This is a genomic window from Rhodococcus sp. NPDC059234 (genome assembly GCF_042754225.1).
Classification (GTDB): domain Bacteria; phylum Actinomycetota; class Actinomycetes; order Mycobacteriales; family Mycobacteriaceae; genus Rhodococcus_G.
Genome location: NZ_JBHZAH010000131.1, coordinates 1 through 12,651, shown reverse-complemented (window position 1 = coordinate 12,651; position 12,651 = coordinate 1). Strand labels below are relative to the sequence as shown.

13 protein-coding genes are annotated in these 12,651 nt (G+C 70.0%); 8 read left to right on the top strand and 5 right to left on the bottom strand.

Translation table 11 applies throughout. The features are described 5' to 3' along the window. Positions 1 to 115: 115 nt before the first annotated feature. Both ACFXGJ_RS21275 and trmB read right to left on the bottom strand, forming a co-directional pair. Positions 116 to 826 (bottom strand): NYN domain-containing protein, encoded by a 711-nt coding sequence (locus tag ACFXGJ_RS21275; RefSeq protein WP_378624353.1) that lies wholly within the window; start codon positions 824 to 826, stop codon positions 116 to 118. Next, positions 823 to 1,602: a tRNA (guanosine(46)-N7)-methyltransferase TrmB gene (gene trmB, locus ACFXGJ_RS21270; protein WP_378624360.1), complete on the bottom strand. Its 780-nt coding sequence runs from the start codon at positions 1,600 to 1,602 to the stop codon at positions 823 to 825. The genes ACFXGJ_RS21275 and trmB overlap by 4 nt, the downstream gene beginning before the upstream one ends. A gap of 299 nt (positions 1,603 to 1,901) precedes the next feature. Here trmB and ACFXGJ_RS21265 point away from each other — a divergent pair, with 299 nt between their 5' ends. The 4 genes from ACFXGJ_RS21265 to ACFXGJ_RS21250 all read left to right on the top strand — a co-directional run bounded on the left by ACFXGJ_RS21265 (position 1,902) and on the right by ACFXGJ_RS21250 (position 5,359). After that, positions 1,902 to 2,648 (top strand): hypothetical protein, encoded by a 747-nt coding sequence (locus ACFXGJ_RS21265; RefSeq protein ID WP_378624350.1) that lies wholly within the window; start codon positions 1,902 to 1,904, stop codon positions 2,646 to 2,648. Next, positions 2,641 to 4,095 carry a hypothetical protein gene (locus ACFXGJ_RS21260; protein ID WP_378624348.1) on the top strand — a complete coding sequence of 485 codons (1,455 nt, stop codon included), beginning with the start codon at positions 2,641 to 2,643 and terminating at the stop codon, positions 4,093 to 4,095. The genes ACFXGJ_RS21265 and ACFXGJ_RS21260 overlap by 8 nt, the downstream gene beginning before the upstream one ends. A gap of 44 nt (positions 4,096 to 4,139) precedes the next feature. Next, entirely contained in the window at positions 4,140 to 4,439 is a 300-nt protein-coding gene (locus ACFXGJ_RS21255) for a DUF6802 family protein (protein ID WP_378624345.1), read from the top strand. A 194-nt stretch (positions 4,440 to 4,633) separates the two neighbouring features. Continuing rightward, positions 4,634 to 5,359 (top strand): hypothetical protein, encoded by a 726-nt coding sequence (locus ACFXGJ_RS21250; RefSeq protein ID WP_378624342.1) that lies wholly within the window; start codon positions 4,634 to 4,636, stop codon positions 5,357 to 5,359. Between the two features lie 67 nt (positions 5,360 to 5,426). On the opposite strand, the gene ACFXGJ_RS21245 is transcribed toward ACFXGJ_RS21250, so the two are convergent. Together ACFXGJ_RS21245 and ACFXGJ_RS21240 are read right to left on the bottom strand one after the other, a co-directional pair. After that, on the bottom strand, positions 5,427 to 6,068 hold the full coding sequence (locus tag ACFXGJ_RS21245) for a DJ-1/PfpI family protein (RefSeq protein WP_378624340.1): 642 nt from the start codon (positions 6,066 to 6,068) through the stop codon (positions 5,427 to 5,429). Then, entirely contained in the window at positions 6,065 to 7,057 is a 993-nt protein-coding gene (locus ACFXGJ_RS21240) for a GlxA family transcriptional regulator (RefSeq protein ID WP_378624337.1), read from the bottom strand. Before ACFXGJ_RS21240 ends, ACFXGJ_RS21245 begins: the two co-directional genes overlap by 4 nt. Positions 7,058 to 7,375: 318 nt before the next feature. Between ACFXGJ_RS21240 and ACFXGJ_RS21235 the strand changes: the two genes are divergently transcribed. The 3 genes from ACFXGJ_RS21235 (at position 7,376) to epsC (ending at position 10,888) form a co-directional block, all read left to right on the top strand. Beyond that, positions 7,376 to 9,199, top strand: a complete 1,824-nt coding sequence (locus tag ACFXGJ_RS21235) for a phosphoenolpyruvate carboxykinase (GTP) (protein ID WP_378624334.1) — start codon at positions 7,376 to 7,378, stop codon at positions 9,197 to 9,199. Positions 9,200 to 9,362: 163 nt separating this feature from the next. Further along, the gene (gene cysK / locus ACFXGJ_RS21230; RefSeq protein WP_378624331.1) at positions 9,363 to 10,298 is read left to right on the top strand and encodes a cysteine synthase A; all 936 of its coding nucleotides are present in this window, start codon (positions 9,363 to 9,365) and stop codon (positions 10,296 to 10,298) included. Positions 10,299 to 10,303: 5 nt separating this feature from the next. Further along, entirely contained in the window at positions 10,304 to 10,888 is a 585-nt protein-coding gene (gene epsC, locus ACFXGJ_RS21225) for a serine O-acetyltransferase EpsC (protein ID WP_378624328.1), read from the top strand. A gap of 22 nt (positions 10,889 to 10,910) precedes the next feature. Here the strand turns inward: epsC and ACFXGJ_RS21220 are convergent, their stop codons facing one another. Next, positions 10,911 to 11,879, bottom strand: a complete 969-nt coding sequence (locus ACFXGJ_RS21220) for a cation diffusion facilitator family transporter (protein WP_378624325.1) — start codon at positions 11,877 to 11,879, stop codon at positions 10,911 to 10,913. A gap of 198 nt (positions 11,880 to 12,077) precedes the next feature. Here ACFXGJ_RS21220 and ACFXGJ_RS21215 point away from each other — a divergent pair, with 198 nt between their 5' ends. Beyond that, the gene (locus ACFXGJ_RS21215) at positions 12,078 to 12,590 is read left to right on the top strand and encodes a hypothetical protein (RefSeq protein ID WP_378624320.1); all 513 of its coding nucleotides are present in this window, start codon (positions 12,078 to 12,080) and stop codon (positions 12,588 to 12,590) included. The last annotated feature ends 61 nt before the right edge of the window (positions 12,591 to 12,651 follow it).

The following is a 12,651-nucleotide window of genomic DNA, read 5'->3' as shown; positions in this document are numbered from 1 at the left end:
CTCAGGTTGTTTTCCAGACCGAGGCCGTACGCCCCGAGACCGAGCATCAACGCGACCATCACACCGATCACGGTGAATCGGAGGCGGTAGACGAGTCGGCCCCAGGTGGCGAACACTATTGAACTCCTTGACGCCCGATGAGCAGGGCTGACAGCGGTCTGAACGGCTGCAACCAGGCACCCTCGTCGGGCAGCGAGTCGAGGCTGACCCGCGGCAGCGGCTCGCGGAACACCCCGGGGATGTCCTCGAGGTCTACGAACTCGAGGATCTCCGAGGCGACCGCCCAGCTCGCGTGTTCGCGGAAGCCGAGAACTTGAACTGGGACGCCGGTTGCTGCGATGTCCTCCAACGGCTCGCGAAAAGCCTGCCCGTCGGCGGAGGCGACCATGATGCCCGCCAGGCCCCCGTCGCGCGCACGGAGGGCGATGTGGTCGAGCATGTCGGCGTCGACATCGCTGTCCTCATCGATCTTCGGCTTGGCGAACACCGCGAAACCCACATTACGCAAGGCCTCGACCCAGGGGCGGACGACGTCGGCGCTGCCCGGAGCGATGTTCGTGAACACCGTCGCCTCAGGTTCGAGACGTACCGCGCTGGTCCCCGACAGTTCGGCGGTGCGGCCGAGCAGCCATCGGCCGAGTGCGTCGAATCGTGGCCGGTAGGCGGCGGTCGGACGGCCACCGAGGATGGCGCCGAGCCCCATGTCGAGGTTCGGCGCGTCCCACACCAGCAGCACCCGCCTGGGGTGGCGCACCTCACTGGAGTCGCTGCCGGGTGAGTTCGATCCCACCGCCGTGCTGGTGTCCGGTAATTCGCTGACGCTCATCGTTCGACCTTTCCCCAGATCAGTTCGGTGATCGGACGGCCGACGCGATGCGCCTTGTCCTCGAACTTGGTGACCGGGCGCTCGTGGGTCATCGGCGACTCGATGCCGCCTGCCGCGAGTTCGTCCCAGTCCAGGCGCTTCAACCGGGGTTCTGCGTCGCCCGTCTCGGCGATCCACTCGGCGTACTCCGCGTGGTCGGTGGCCACGTGCAGCACGCCGCCGGGCATCAGCCGGTCCGCGATCAGCGCGAACGTCGGGGCCTGCAGCAGCCTGCGCTTGTGGTGGCGGGCCTTGGGCCAGGGGTCGGGGAAGAAGACGCGGGCCCCCGTCAGCGATGCCGGCGCCAGCATGTTCTCCAGTACGTCCATCGCGTCGCCGCGCAGCACCCGGATGTTCGGGATCGACTCCCGCTCGACGGCCTGCAGCAGCTGTGCCAGCCCCGGGCGGTACACCTCGACCGCCAGCAGGTTCACGTGCGGCTCCGCCTTCGCCATCGCGGTGGTCGCGGTACCGGTACCGCAGCCGATCTCGACGATGGTCGGGGCCTGTCTGCCGAACCACGCCGCGGTGTCGAGCGGTTCGTCCGACACGTCGGCTCCGATCACCGGCCACAGTCGATCCCACGTCTGCTGCTGGGGGTCGGTCAGAGCGCCGCGGCGCGATCGGAAACTGGTGACCCGGGGGTACAGGCGGGAGCCCTGTTCGGCGGCTCCAGCCACCCGGGGTTCGGCGTCATTCACCGGACCATTGTCACGCATGCGACCAGTTTCCGGCAGCTGGGCCTTAAGGGGAACTTGAGAGTTTCCTGGGAGACCGCGCAACCGAGGCGACGCGGACGGGCGGGCACGGCCACCTGTTCGGACCGTCGGAATTGCCTCGACCTGCATCTTCGTGCATAGATTCCGGTGCTCGCCCGATCTCGTCGCGCGGTCGCGTTCCCGGTGTGACGACGTGCGGTGCGTGCGATCATCGTTACCGGACGCGCCGGGGAGGGCGCGCCGACTTCTCCGTACTTCTCTGTGCATCTTTTCGATGCGTTCGTTCTGGGGGTTGAGACGCGATGCCGTCTACGAGCATGGACCGACTGCTGCAGGGCCTGGGTGAGGCCGATCGCGCGGCCGCGGCGACGATCGGTCGGGCAGCCCGACACGTCGACGACGTGGTCCGCGTCGAGGTCACCGGGCGGTCCGGAGTCGGGAAGTCCGCGCTCGTCGCGGCGCTCGGTCCGGTGCCGGGCGCGGTCGTCGAGGAGACGGACTCCTGGGACGTGCCGGGTGAACGCGACCCGGACCTCACCGCGGACGTCGTGGTGCTGGTGGTCCTGGACCCGCCGCGGTCCGCGGACCGGGCGGCCCTGCGCTCGGCGGGGGAGCGGGCGCAGGTCGTGCTGGGCAAGGCGGACACGCTCCGCGATCCCGCGGGGGCCGCGGACCGCTGCGCCGAGGAGCTCGGGACGTCGTGCCTTGCGGTCGCGCCGGTCGGCGACATCACCGGACTGGACGCGGTCCGGGATGCGTTCGCGGCCCGGGTCGCGGCGATACGCGCGCAGCGGTCCGCCACGCTGCTCACCGAGCTGCGGTCGCGTTCGGGCACCGCGGCCCTGCGCGATCCGATCGAGGCCTACCTGGCCGGAGACGAGGGAGTCCGGCTCGCCGCAGTCGCGACCGGCGAACCGGTGCCCGCAGACGAGAGCCGACAGCAGGCGCTGCGCCGCGCCCTCGACTGGCGCGAACGGATGGCGTCGACGCGGGACGCCCGGGCCATGCGTGCGGCCGTCACCCTCCAGCGCGACGCCGTCCGGTCCTGGGGTCGCGATGGGTGAGGACTCGGCCGCGCCGCCCGCCGAACTCGCCGGGGTGCTGCGGCGGTGGTGTCCCGACCTGTCGGTCGGCCTCGACCGCCCCGAACCGGTGGACCGGCATCCGAGCGTGTCCGTGCTCGGACTGTCCGGCGCCGGCGGGGGTGAGCTCGCCGCGCGGCTGCGGTTCGCCGCACCGGGGCTGCGGTTCGCCGAGCACCCCGATCCCTGCGCCGCGGTCGTGCTGATGGTCCTCGACGCGTCTGGTCCGCTCGGCCGCGAGGAACTGGACCTGCTGCGGTCGGGCACCGCGGAGGCGTGGTCGGTGTCGTTCGCGCTCACCGGGATCGACGTGCACCGCGGCTGGGAGTCGGTACGCGAGCGTGACGAGGCACTGCTCGCCGAGCACGCGCCCCGGTTCGTCGGCGCCGTGATCCACCCGATCTCCGGCCACGGCGACGAATCCCTGTCAGGGCTGCTCGACGAGCTCGGCGCGGCGCTCGGCAGGGATCGGACCCGCACGCAGGGCCCGACCCACGAGCGCCGGCGGGCGGCCGCGGATCGGGCCCGGGAACGGGTCCGGTCCGCCGCGACCGCCCTCCGGGGCGACGAGGACGCCGCCGCGCTGCGCGCGCAGCGGGCCGAGCTGATCGCCGCCCGTGACGGCGTCCGGACCGAGTCCGCCGCGACCCTGCGCCGGCTGACCGCGCTGGCGCGGGTCGACCTGGTGCACGACGTCGGCGACCGGGTGCGTGCGCTGTCGGCGACCGCGCGGTCGCGGATCGACCGCGCCGACCGGTCCGGGCTGACCCGGTTCCCGGACTGGTTGCGGGAACAGGTGGTCGGGCTGACCGCGGACCTGGACGAGGCGGCGGGTGATCGCCTGGACGGGATCGGTGCGCAGGTGGTGGGCCCAGCGGAGGCGGCGGTCGGGGCGCCGAACCGCACACCCCCGGCGGTGGACGGTCCGGAGCCCCGCCACCGAGGTGCGGAGGACCGGATGACGATCCTGGTCGGCGCGTCCGCGGGGCTGGGCCTCGGCCGGCTGGTGATGTCACCGATCGGGGCGGTGCCCGCGCTCAACCTGGCGAGCATTCCCGTCGCCCTCCTGATCGGTGGGGCCGCGGCCTGGTGGCTGACCCGAGCGCGTGGGCAGGTCGCCGATCGCAACCACCTGCGGCAATGGACGACCGAGACGCTCGCACAGGTGCGGGCGGTGCTCGAGCAGCGGGCGCTGGGGCGGCTCGTGGACACCGAGGCGCGCGTCGCCGACGCGCTGCTCGCCGCGCATCGGCGGCGGGTGGCCGAGGCGGACGACCGGCTCGCCGCGCTGGACCTGCAGCTGCGCGAGTGCGTGGCCCGGACGTCGGGACGGTTGGCCGCGTGCGAACGCGACCTCGCCGTGCTCGACCGATACCTGGGCGCGGGTCGTGCGGAACCGGTGCCGGGCGGGGCGCGTCAAAGCCTCTGAGCGACCGGTCCGGATCCGGCCGGTCCCCAGCGGAAGGAGCCGCGATGTTCATTTCCGACGACCTGTTGCTCGGTGCGCACGACCTCGGTGACCACCCGATGGGTGCGGACGTCGGCGAGTTCGCGGTGCACGACCCGACCGTGGACCTGGACGGGGACGGAATCCTCGAGTCCCGCAGCGTCGCCGGTGAGGCGGGTGTCGCGATCGCGTCGGACCTGGACGGGGACGGGTTCGCCGACCACGTCACCACGGTCGAGCGGGACGGCGAGTACGCCGCGTGGGAGGCCCACCGGGATCCCGACGGGGCGCTGCGGTGGGAGCGCACCGACCACGGTCGGCTCTAGGAAGCCCCGATCCGTATCGGCAGAGCAGCTCGGCTGTCGTTCATCAGCATCGAAATTCCCGAAAACCGAGAGGAGTTGGACGCTTGTCCGTATAAAGGTTCGCGTGTGTGGTTGTGTCACACACATCGAAACCTCTGCACAGGGCTTCCGCACGAGCGACCGCGGGGCCTGTATTTGATCGAACGGAGATCTACATGTCCCGATCCTCGATGGCTCGCGTTGCTGCGGCCGCCGCCTCCGGTGCCCTCGTCGTGGCCGGTGTGACCGTCGGCGTCGGCCTCGGCGCCGGCACGGCCAGCGCGGCCGGCACCTGCAACCAGAGCAGCCAGGCGAGCAAGAACGACATCAGCACCTGGGGCATCACGCACAACTACTCCAAGACCGTCTCCGCCGTCCAGGCGTCCGCGGGCACCGAGATCACCTACACCACCGTGGTCTCCACCACCGGCATCGGCAATCCGTACGTCAACACCATCAACGACATCCCGCCCGCCGGCTTCGGCGCGCCGGTCAAGGCCACGGTCACCGCGTACCAGGTCGGCATCCCGACCGGCCAGCACGAGTCCGTGGTGACCCCCACCCAGAACGGCAACGGCTGGAAGGTCACCGACACCGGCTGGTTCGTCAACTCCTCGAACCCGGTCACCCTGAAGATGACCTACAAGATCCCGAGCAACGCCTCGATCGGCTCGCAGATCACCAGCGGCGGCGTCGGCGTGGCCGGCACCGTCGGCGTCTCCAACGAGATGCCGAACCTGACCGCCTGCTTCACCGTCCGCGTCCCGAACCCGGGCGAGGTCACCACCGGCAGCCTGGACCTGGCGGGCCTCGGCTCGGCGGACGGCCAGCTCAGCTCCACCGGCTCGGTGTCCGACGTTCTCGGCGACACGATCACCCGGGTTCTGCAGAACGGCAGCTAGTACGCACGAGCACTGACACCGCCGGCGGTGACGATGAACGAATCGTCACCGCCGGCGGGGTCTTCGGTCAGGCCCGGGCGGCCGCGTACTCCGCTGCCCGCGCCTTGACCTCGTCGGACGCCCGTCGCGGCGAACCCGCGTCGAAGGGCGGCTGCGGGTCGTACTCGATCCACAGTTGCGCGGCCTCCGCCGCGGTCCGGTCGACGAGCAGTTCGACCAGGCGCAGTGCCATGTCGATGCCGCTCGACACCCCGGCCGCCGTGAGGATGCGCCGGTCCAGGTGCTCGACGACCCGCTGATCGGTCGGTTGCGCGCCGAACGACGCCAGGAGGTCGAGCGCCGCCCAGTGGCTGGTGGCGGTGAGTCCGTCGAGCAGTCCGGCGGCACCGAGGACCAGCGAACCGGTGCACACGGAGGTGGTGAACCGGGAGGTGGCGTGGGCGCCGCGCACCCAGTCGAGGGTCGGTCCGTCGGTCAGCAGGTCCCGGGTCCCGATACCGCCGGGGAACACGAGGACGTCGGGATCCGGCATCTCGTCGAAGGTCGCATCCACCTCGATGCCGAGGAAACCGTTCTCCGAGCGAACCGGGGTGCGGGTCGCACCGACGAACGTCACGTCGATCGAGGGCACGCGTTGGAGCACTTCGTACGGGCCGATCGCATCGAGTGCGGTGAAGCGCGGGAACAGGGCGACGGCGACGCTGGTCATGACTGGACCTCTTCTTCCGTGGGAATGTGACCGAAGGTGCGGCGGTAGTGGTCGGGTGGACTGCCGAGACGCCTGAGGAACGCGCGGCGCATCGACTCGGCGGTGCCGAATCCGGTGCGCGCCGCGATCGCCCGGATCGGGTCGGTCGACTCCTCGAGTGCCCGCCGCGCGGCCTCGACGCGAATCTCGGCGACGTAGCGGCCTGGCGTCATCCCGACCTGTTCGACGAAGCGGCGCTGGAAGTGGCGTTCGCTCATGGACGCGGCATCGGCGAGGACGCCGACCCGGTGATCGCCGCCCGGACTGCCGTCGATCCGGTCCTGGGCGGCGCGGACCGCGTCGTCCCGGGCCCGTTGAATCCAGACCGGGGCCGCGAACTGCGACTGGTTGCCCGGGCGGTGCAGGAACATCACCAGCCAGCGGGCCACCGTTTGCGCGGTCTGCACGCCGACGTCCTTGCGCACGAGGGCCAGTGACAGGTCCATCCCCGCGGTCACCCCGGCGGAGGACCAGACGGGGCCGTCCTGGATGTAGACCGGTTCCGGGTCGACGGTCAGTCGGGGATATCGGGCGGCGAGTTCGCCCGCGTGTGCCCAGTGCGTCGTCACCCGCCTGCCGTCGAGCAGGCCGGCCGCGGCCGCGAGGAAGGCGCCGGTACACACCGTGGCCAGGCGCCGGGGACGGGCGCTGCCCAGCCAGTCGACCAGTCGCGGATCGTCCGCGGCCCGATGCACACCGTCGCCACCCGGAACGACCAGAAGGTCCGGGTCGGTGGCGTCCAGGTCGTCGAGTCCGATCGCGTGCAGGCCGAGTCCGCTCTCGGTGGCGACCCGTCCCGCGCGGCCGGCCACCACGTCGACCCGGTAGCCGTCGCGGGATCCGGCGTGCGCGAGCACCCGGTGGGCGGAGGTGAAGATCTCGTGCGGGCCGACGGCGTCGAGGGCCTGGACGCCGTCGAACGTGAGAATCACGACATGTCGGAGGGGCACGTCTCGATCGTCGGTCGACAGGTCGGTGGCGTCAATGACACGGATCCCACGTTTTCCGCCATGCGGGGGGAGTGCGACGCCGGTGGCTGAATCGTTCCTGTGAGGCATCTGACCAGACCCGATTCCCAGATCCGGGACGGGCGGAGTTAACCTCTTAGCAGGACACCCGGCACCCGTGTCGTCCGCCACCGTGTGCAACCACTCGCACGCGGCGGTCGAGCAGCGGGTAGCACCCCGCCGAGAGGGAGCAATCGGCTCCACCGCATGCCTCTTCGGGCGTGCGGTCGATTCGATTCCGGCACACCCAGGGAGAGTTTGATGACCTCAGCGACCATTCCAGGTCTGAACGGTACTGACGCGCCTACCTCGCATGGCGAGCTGCTCGCCTGGGTCCGCGAGGTAGCCGAGCTCACGCAGCCCGATCGAGTCGTGTTCGCGGACGGTTCCGACGAGGAATGGGACCGTCTGACCGCCAAGCTGGTCGAGGCAGGCACCTTCACCCGCCTGAACGACGAGAAGAAGCCGAACTCCTTCCTCGGAAACTCCGACCCGTCCGATGTGGCGCGCGTCGAGTCCCGCACCTACATCTGCTCGCGCGAAGAGATCGACGCCGGCCCCACCAACAACTGGATGGACCCGGCGGAGATGCGGTCGCTGATGACCGGGCTCTACCGCGGCTCGATGCGCGGCCGGACCATGTACGTGGTGCCGTTCTGCATGGGTCCGCTCGGTGCCGACGACCCGAAGCTGGGCGTCGAGCTCACCGACTCCGAGTACGTCGTCGTGTCCATGCGCATCATGACCCGCATGGGCCAGGCCGCCCTGGACAAGCTGGGCACCGACAAGCCGTTCGTGAAGGCGCTGCACTCGGTGGGTGCCCCGCTGGCCGACGGCCAGGCCGACGTGCCGTGGCCGTGCAACGACACCAAGTACATCACCCACTTCCCCGAGGACCGCGAGATCTGGTCCTACGGCTCCGGCTACGGCGGAAACGCGCTGCTGGGCAAGAAGTGCTACTCGCTGCGCATCGCGTCGGCGATGGCCCACGACGAGGGCTGGCTGGCCGAGCACATGCTCATCCTCAAGCTGATCTCGCCGGAGAACAAGAACTACTACGTCGCGGCCGCGTTCCCGTCGGCGTGCGGCAAGACCAACCTCGCGATGATCCAGCCGACCATCCCGGGCTGGCGTGCCGAGACCCTCGGTGACGACATCGCGTGGATGCGCTTCGGCGAGGACGGCCGCCTGTACGCGGTGAACCCGGAGTTCGGGTTCTTCGGTGTCGCGCCGGGCACCAACCACGGCTCCAACCCGAACGCGATGAAGACCGTCGAGGCAGGCAACACCCTGTACACCAACGTCGGTCTCACCGACGACGGCGACGTGTGGTGGGAGGGCCTGGAGGACAAGCCCGACCACCTCATCGACTGGAAGGGCAACGACTGGACCCCCGAGTCCGGGACGCCCGCCGCCCACCCGAACTCGCGCTACTGCACCCCGATGTCGCAGTGCCCGATCCTCGCCCCAGAGTGGGACGACCCGCAGGGCGTGCCGATCTCGGCGATCCTGTTCGGTGGCCGCCGCAAGACGACGGTCCCGCTGGTCAGCGAGTCCTTCGACTGGCAGCACGGCACCTTCCTCGGCGCGACGCTGTCGTCCGAGCAGACCGCCGCGGCCGAGGGAGCGGTCGGCACCGTCCGCCGCGACCCGATGGCGATGATCCCGTTCATCGGCTACAACGCCGGTGACTACATCAACCACTGGATCACCCTCGGCAAGAACGCCGACTCGGAGAAGCTGCCGAAGATCTTCTATGTCAACTGGTTCCGTCGCGGCGACGACGGTCGCTTCCTGTGGCCCGGCTTCGGTGAGAACTCCCGCGTGCTCAAGTGGATCGTCGACCGCATCGAGCACAAGGTGGGCGCGCAGACCACCCCGATCGGTTTCGTTCCGACCGCCGCGGACCTGGAGCTGACCGGTCTCGACGTGGCCGCCGCCGACGTGGACGAGGCGCTGGCGGTGAACGTCGAGGAGTGGAAGCAGGAACTCCCGCTCATCACCGAGTGGTTCGAGTTCCTCGGCGAGAAGGTGCCCTCGGGCATCCGCGACGAGTTCGAGGCGCTCAAGCAGCGCCTGGGCTAGTCCGCAGCTTTCGGGTGAGGGGAACCATCAATCGGTCCAACTGGTTGATGGTTCCCCTCGCCCGTTTTCGGGAGTCCGGTTTCGGGGGGACACGGGCGCAGTGGTGCAATAAACACACAGACAGCGACACCCGGGACCCGCGCGGCCGGGGAGAGGATCAGCGATGAGCCAGATCTACGAGAACGTCACCGAACTGGTCGGCCGGACGCCGCTGGTGCGGCTGAACCGGGTCACCGACGGGGCGCAGGCCCAGGTCGTCGCCAAGCTCGAGTTCTACAACCCCGCCAACAGCGTCAAGGACCGGATTGGCGTGGCGATCATCGACGCGGCCGAGGCCGAGGGTGCGCTGAAGCCCGGCGGCACCATCGTCGAGGGCACCTCCGGCAACACCGGTATCGCGCTGGCCATGGTCGCGGCGGCTCGCGGCTACAAGGTCATCCTCACGATGCCGGAGACGATGTCGACCGAGCGCCGGGTCATGCTGCGCGCGTACGGCGCCGAGATCGTGCTCACCCCGGGTGCCGAGGGCATGGCCGGCGCGGTGAAGAAGGCCGAGGAGATCGTCGCCCAGACCGAGAACGCCGTCCTGGCGCGCCAGTTCGCGAACCCGGCCAACCCGGCCATCCACCAGGCCACCACCGGCGAAGAGGTCTGGGCCGACACCGACGGCGCGGTCGACATCTTCGTCGCGGGTATCGGCACCGGCGGCACCCTCACCGGCGTCGGCCGGCTCCTGCGCGAGCGCAAGCCCGACGTGAAGATCGTCGGCGTCGAGCCCGCGGACTCGCCGATCCTCACCGGCGGCCAGCCCGGCCCGCACAAGATCCAGGGCCTCGGCGCGAACTTCGTCCCCGAGATCCTCGACCGCGACATCTACGACGAGATCATCGACGTCGAGCTCGACGACGCGATCCGCACCGCCCGTGACCTCGGCACCGACGAGGGCATCCTCGGCGGAATCTCCGCGGGCGCGAACGTGTGGGGCGCGCTGCAGCTGGCGAAGCGCCCGGAGAACGCCGGGAAGCTGATCGTCGTGGTGGTTCCCGACTTCGGCGAGCGGTACATCTCCACCCCGCTCTTCGAACACATCCGGGACTGAGCGTCGTGGGCTTGCTGCGCACGATTCGAGAGGATCTGCAGGCCGCGCGCGGTCACGATCCGGCTGCGCGCAGCAACATCGAGAACGCCGTCGTCTATTCGGGGCTGCACGCCATCTGGTCGCACCGGGTCGCGCATCGCATGTGGGCTGTGCCCGCGCTGCGCGGCCCGGCGCGGGTGCTCGCGCAGTTCACCCGGTTCCTCACCGGCATCGAGATCCATCCCGGTGCGACCATCGGCCGGCGCTTCTTCATCGACCACGGCATGGGTGTGGTGATCGGTGAGACCACCGAGATCGGTGACGACGTGATGCTCTATCACGGCGTCACGCTCGGTGGTAGGTCGCTGGCGAAGACGAAGCGGCACCCGACCGTCGGCAACCGGGTGACGATCGGCGCGGGCGCCAAGGTGCTCGGACCGATCACGATCGGCGACGACAGCGCGGTCGGCGCGAACGCCGTCGTCACCCGTGACGTCCCGGTGGACTCCATCGCGACCGGCATTCCCGCGACCATTCGGCACCGCAGCGGCAAGCAGCACGAGCAGTTGGTGGACCCGACGTCCTACATCGACCCGGCGATGTACATCTGACGTCCCTCGACCCGTTCGCGGGCTACGGGGTGAGGCTGGGTTCGTCGCGGGTGGACAGCGTCACCACGGCCTTGAGGATGTGCCGGTGCGCCTCGAGCCGGGTCTCGAGCGAACGCAGGATGTCGGCGACGGTGTGCTCGGCGAGATCGCCGGTCAGGTCGACGCTCGCGACGAGGTACACCTGGCGCGGTCCGAGGTACTCCATCCGCAGCATGGTCACCCGATCCACCTCGGGCAACGCCAGCAGGGTGTTCAGCCCGGCGGTCTGCAGCTGCGGCGCGGCCTCCTCGCCGACGAGGAATCGGCGGTTGCGGTCGATCAGGACGACGGCGATGACCCCAAGCAGGACGCCGACCGCGATGGATCCGATCGCGTCGGGGACGGGGGATCCGGTGAGCTGGTGCAGCAGCACGCCGGCGAAGGCGATCACGAGGCCGATCAGGGCGGCGGCGTCCTCGGCGAAGACGGCCCGAACGGTGGGATCGGACGTCTTCAGTGCGTGCTCGAGCAGGTCGCGATCTACGTCCGCGGCCTCCGCGCGGACCTGCCGGAACGCCTGGTTGAAGGAAACGGCTTCCAGCACAAAGGAAATTCCCAGAACCGCGTAGGCGACTCCGAAGTCGGTGGCAGGTTCCGCGTGAAACAGTTCCTGGATACCGTGCGTGATCGAGACCCCCGCGCCGAGTGCGAACAGCGCCAGCGCCGCGAACATCGACCAGACGTAGGCCTCGCGCCCGTACCCGAGGGGATGCGCGGGGTCGGGGCGGCGCCGGGACCGGCGGTTCGCGATGAGCAGCAGCACCTCGTTTCCGGTGTCGGCCCACGAGTGGGTTGCCTCGGCGACCATCGAGGCGGACCCGGTCAGCGCCGCGGCAACCGACTTGGCCAGGGCGATGGCGAGGTTCGCCCCGAACGCGAGCAGCACGGTCAGCGTGCTCTCGTCCTCGGGCGCGGACGGGGAGGCATCGTTTCCGGTGGCGGGCAGACTCATGCCCCGAACGATAGGCCTCGAATTCGATGCGGTCTCACCCCCGGCAGCCACGGGTTGATCTTGAATTGCTAACGATCGGCCGAATGCGGTCGATCAGGTCGACAGCGGCCAATACCGTTCTGTCGGCTGTTGCGCCGCCGGCCCCATGCCGACGGTCGTGGCCGCCGGCCAGACGCGTGACCAAACGAAAGGTTCGACATGCAGAGCAGTACCAGGAGCAGTGTGAAGAGGATCGCCGGCGGCATGGCCGTGACGGCGGCGACGGCCGCCGTGGTGGCGATGGCGATGCCCGCGACGGCATCTGCCGCGACCATCGCGCCGCCCACCGTCGTGGCGACGTCCACCGGCAACAGCATCACCATGAAGCTGACCAACCCGAACCCGCTGCTCAGTCTCACCGGGTGCCAGGCGTTCGTGGTCAACGCGAAGGACGTGCCGGCGGTGGTCTCCGATCCGACCAAGCTGCTCGACGCGGGTGTGGTCGTGTACCCGAACGTGTCGAACGTGCTGAGCCTGTTCGGTGCGCTCCCCGGCGCGACCGTCACCAACACCGTCAACGACATCCCGACGGGGATCTACGGCGTGATCGGCGGTTGCGTGAGCCTGCTCGACATCACCCACCCGGTGATCGACCAGCCGCAGATCATGCAGGTGGGTCTGCTTCCGTCCGGAAGCGGTGACGGCAGCGCGTCGATTCCCTTCGGCAGCTGACGTTTTCACTCTTCACACGGCTCCCCGCCCGGACGGCGCGTGCGCTCGATCGACTTCGAGC

Excerpts from the sequence above, each read along its gene's own strand:
- ACFXGJ_RS21275 (WP_378624353.1), bottom strand. The coding sequence starts at position 826 with ATGAGCGTCAGCGAATTACCGGACACCAGCACGGCGGTGGGATCGAAC.
- ACFXGJ_RS21265 (WP_378624350.1), top strand. The coding sequence starts at position 1,902 with ATGGACCGACTGCTGCAGGGCCTGGGTGAGGCCGATCGCGCGGCCGCG.
- ACFXGJ_RS21260 (WP_378624348.1), top strand. The coding sequence starts at position 2,641 with ATGGGTGAGGACTCGGCCGCGCCGCCCGCCGAACTCGCCGGGGTGCTG.
- ACFXGJ_RS21255 (WP_378624345.1), top strand. The coding sequence starts at position 4,140 with ATGTTCATTTCCGACGACCTGTTGCTCGGTGCGCACGACCTCGGTGAC.
- ACFXGJ_RS21250 (WP_378624342.1), top strand. The coding sequence starts at position 4,634 with ATGTCCCGATCCTCGATGGCTCGCGTTGCTGCGGCCGCCGCCTCCGGT.
- ACFXGJ_RS21245 (WP_378624340.1), bottom strand. The coding sequence starts at position 6,068 with ATGACCAGCGTCGCCGTCGCCCTGTTCCCGCGCTTCACCGCACTCGAT.
- ACFXGJ_RS21235 (WP_378624334.1), top strand. The coding sequence starts at position 7,376 with ATGACCTCAGCGACCATTCCAGGTCTGAACGGTACTGACGCGCCTACC.
- cysK (WP_378624331.1), top strand. The coding sequence starts at position 9,363 with ATGAGCCAGATCTACGAGAACGTCACCGAACTGGTCGGCCGGACGCCG.
- ACFXGJ_RS21220 (WP_378624325.1), bottom strand. The coding sequence starts at position 11,879 with ATGAGTCTGCCCGCCACCGGAAACGATGCCTCCCCGTCCGCGCCCGAG.
- ACFXGJ_RS21215 (WP_378624320.1), top strand. The coding sequence starts at position 12,078 with ATGCAGAGCAGTACCAGGAGCAGTGTGAAGAGGATCGCCGGCGGCATG.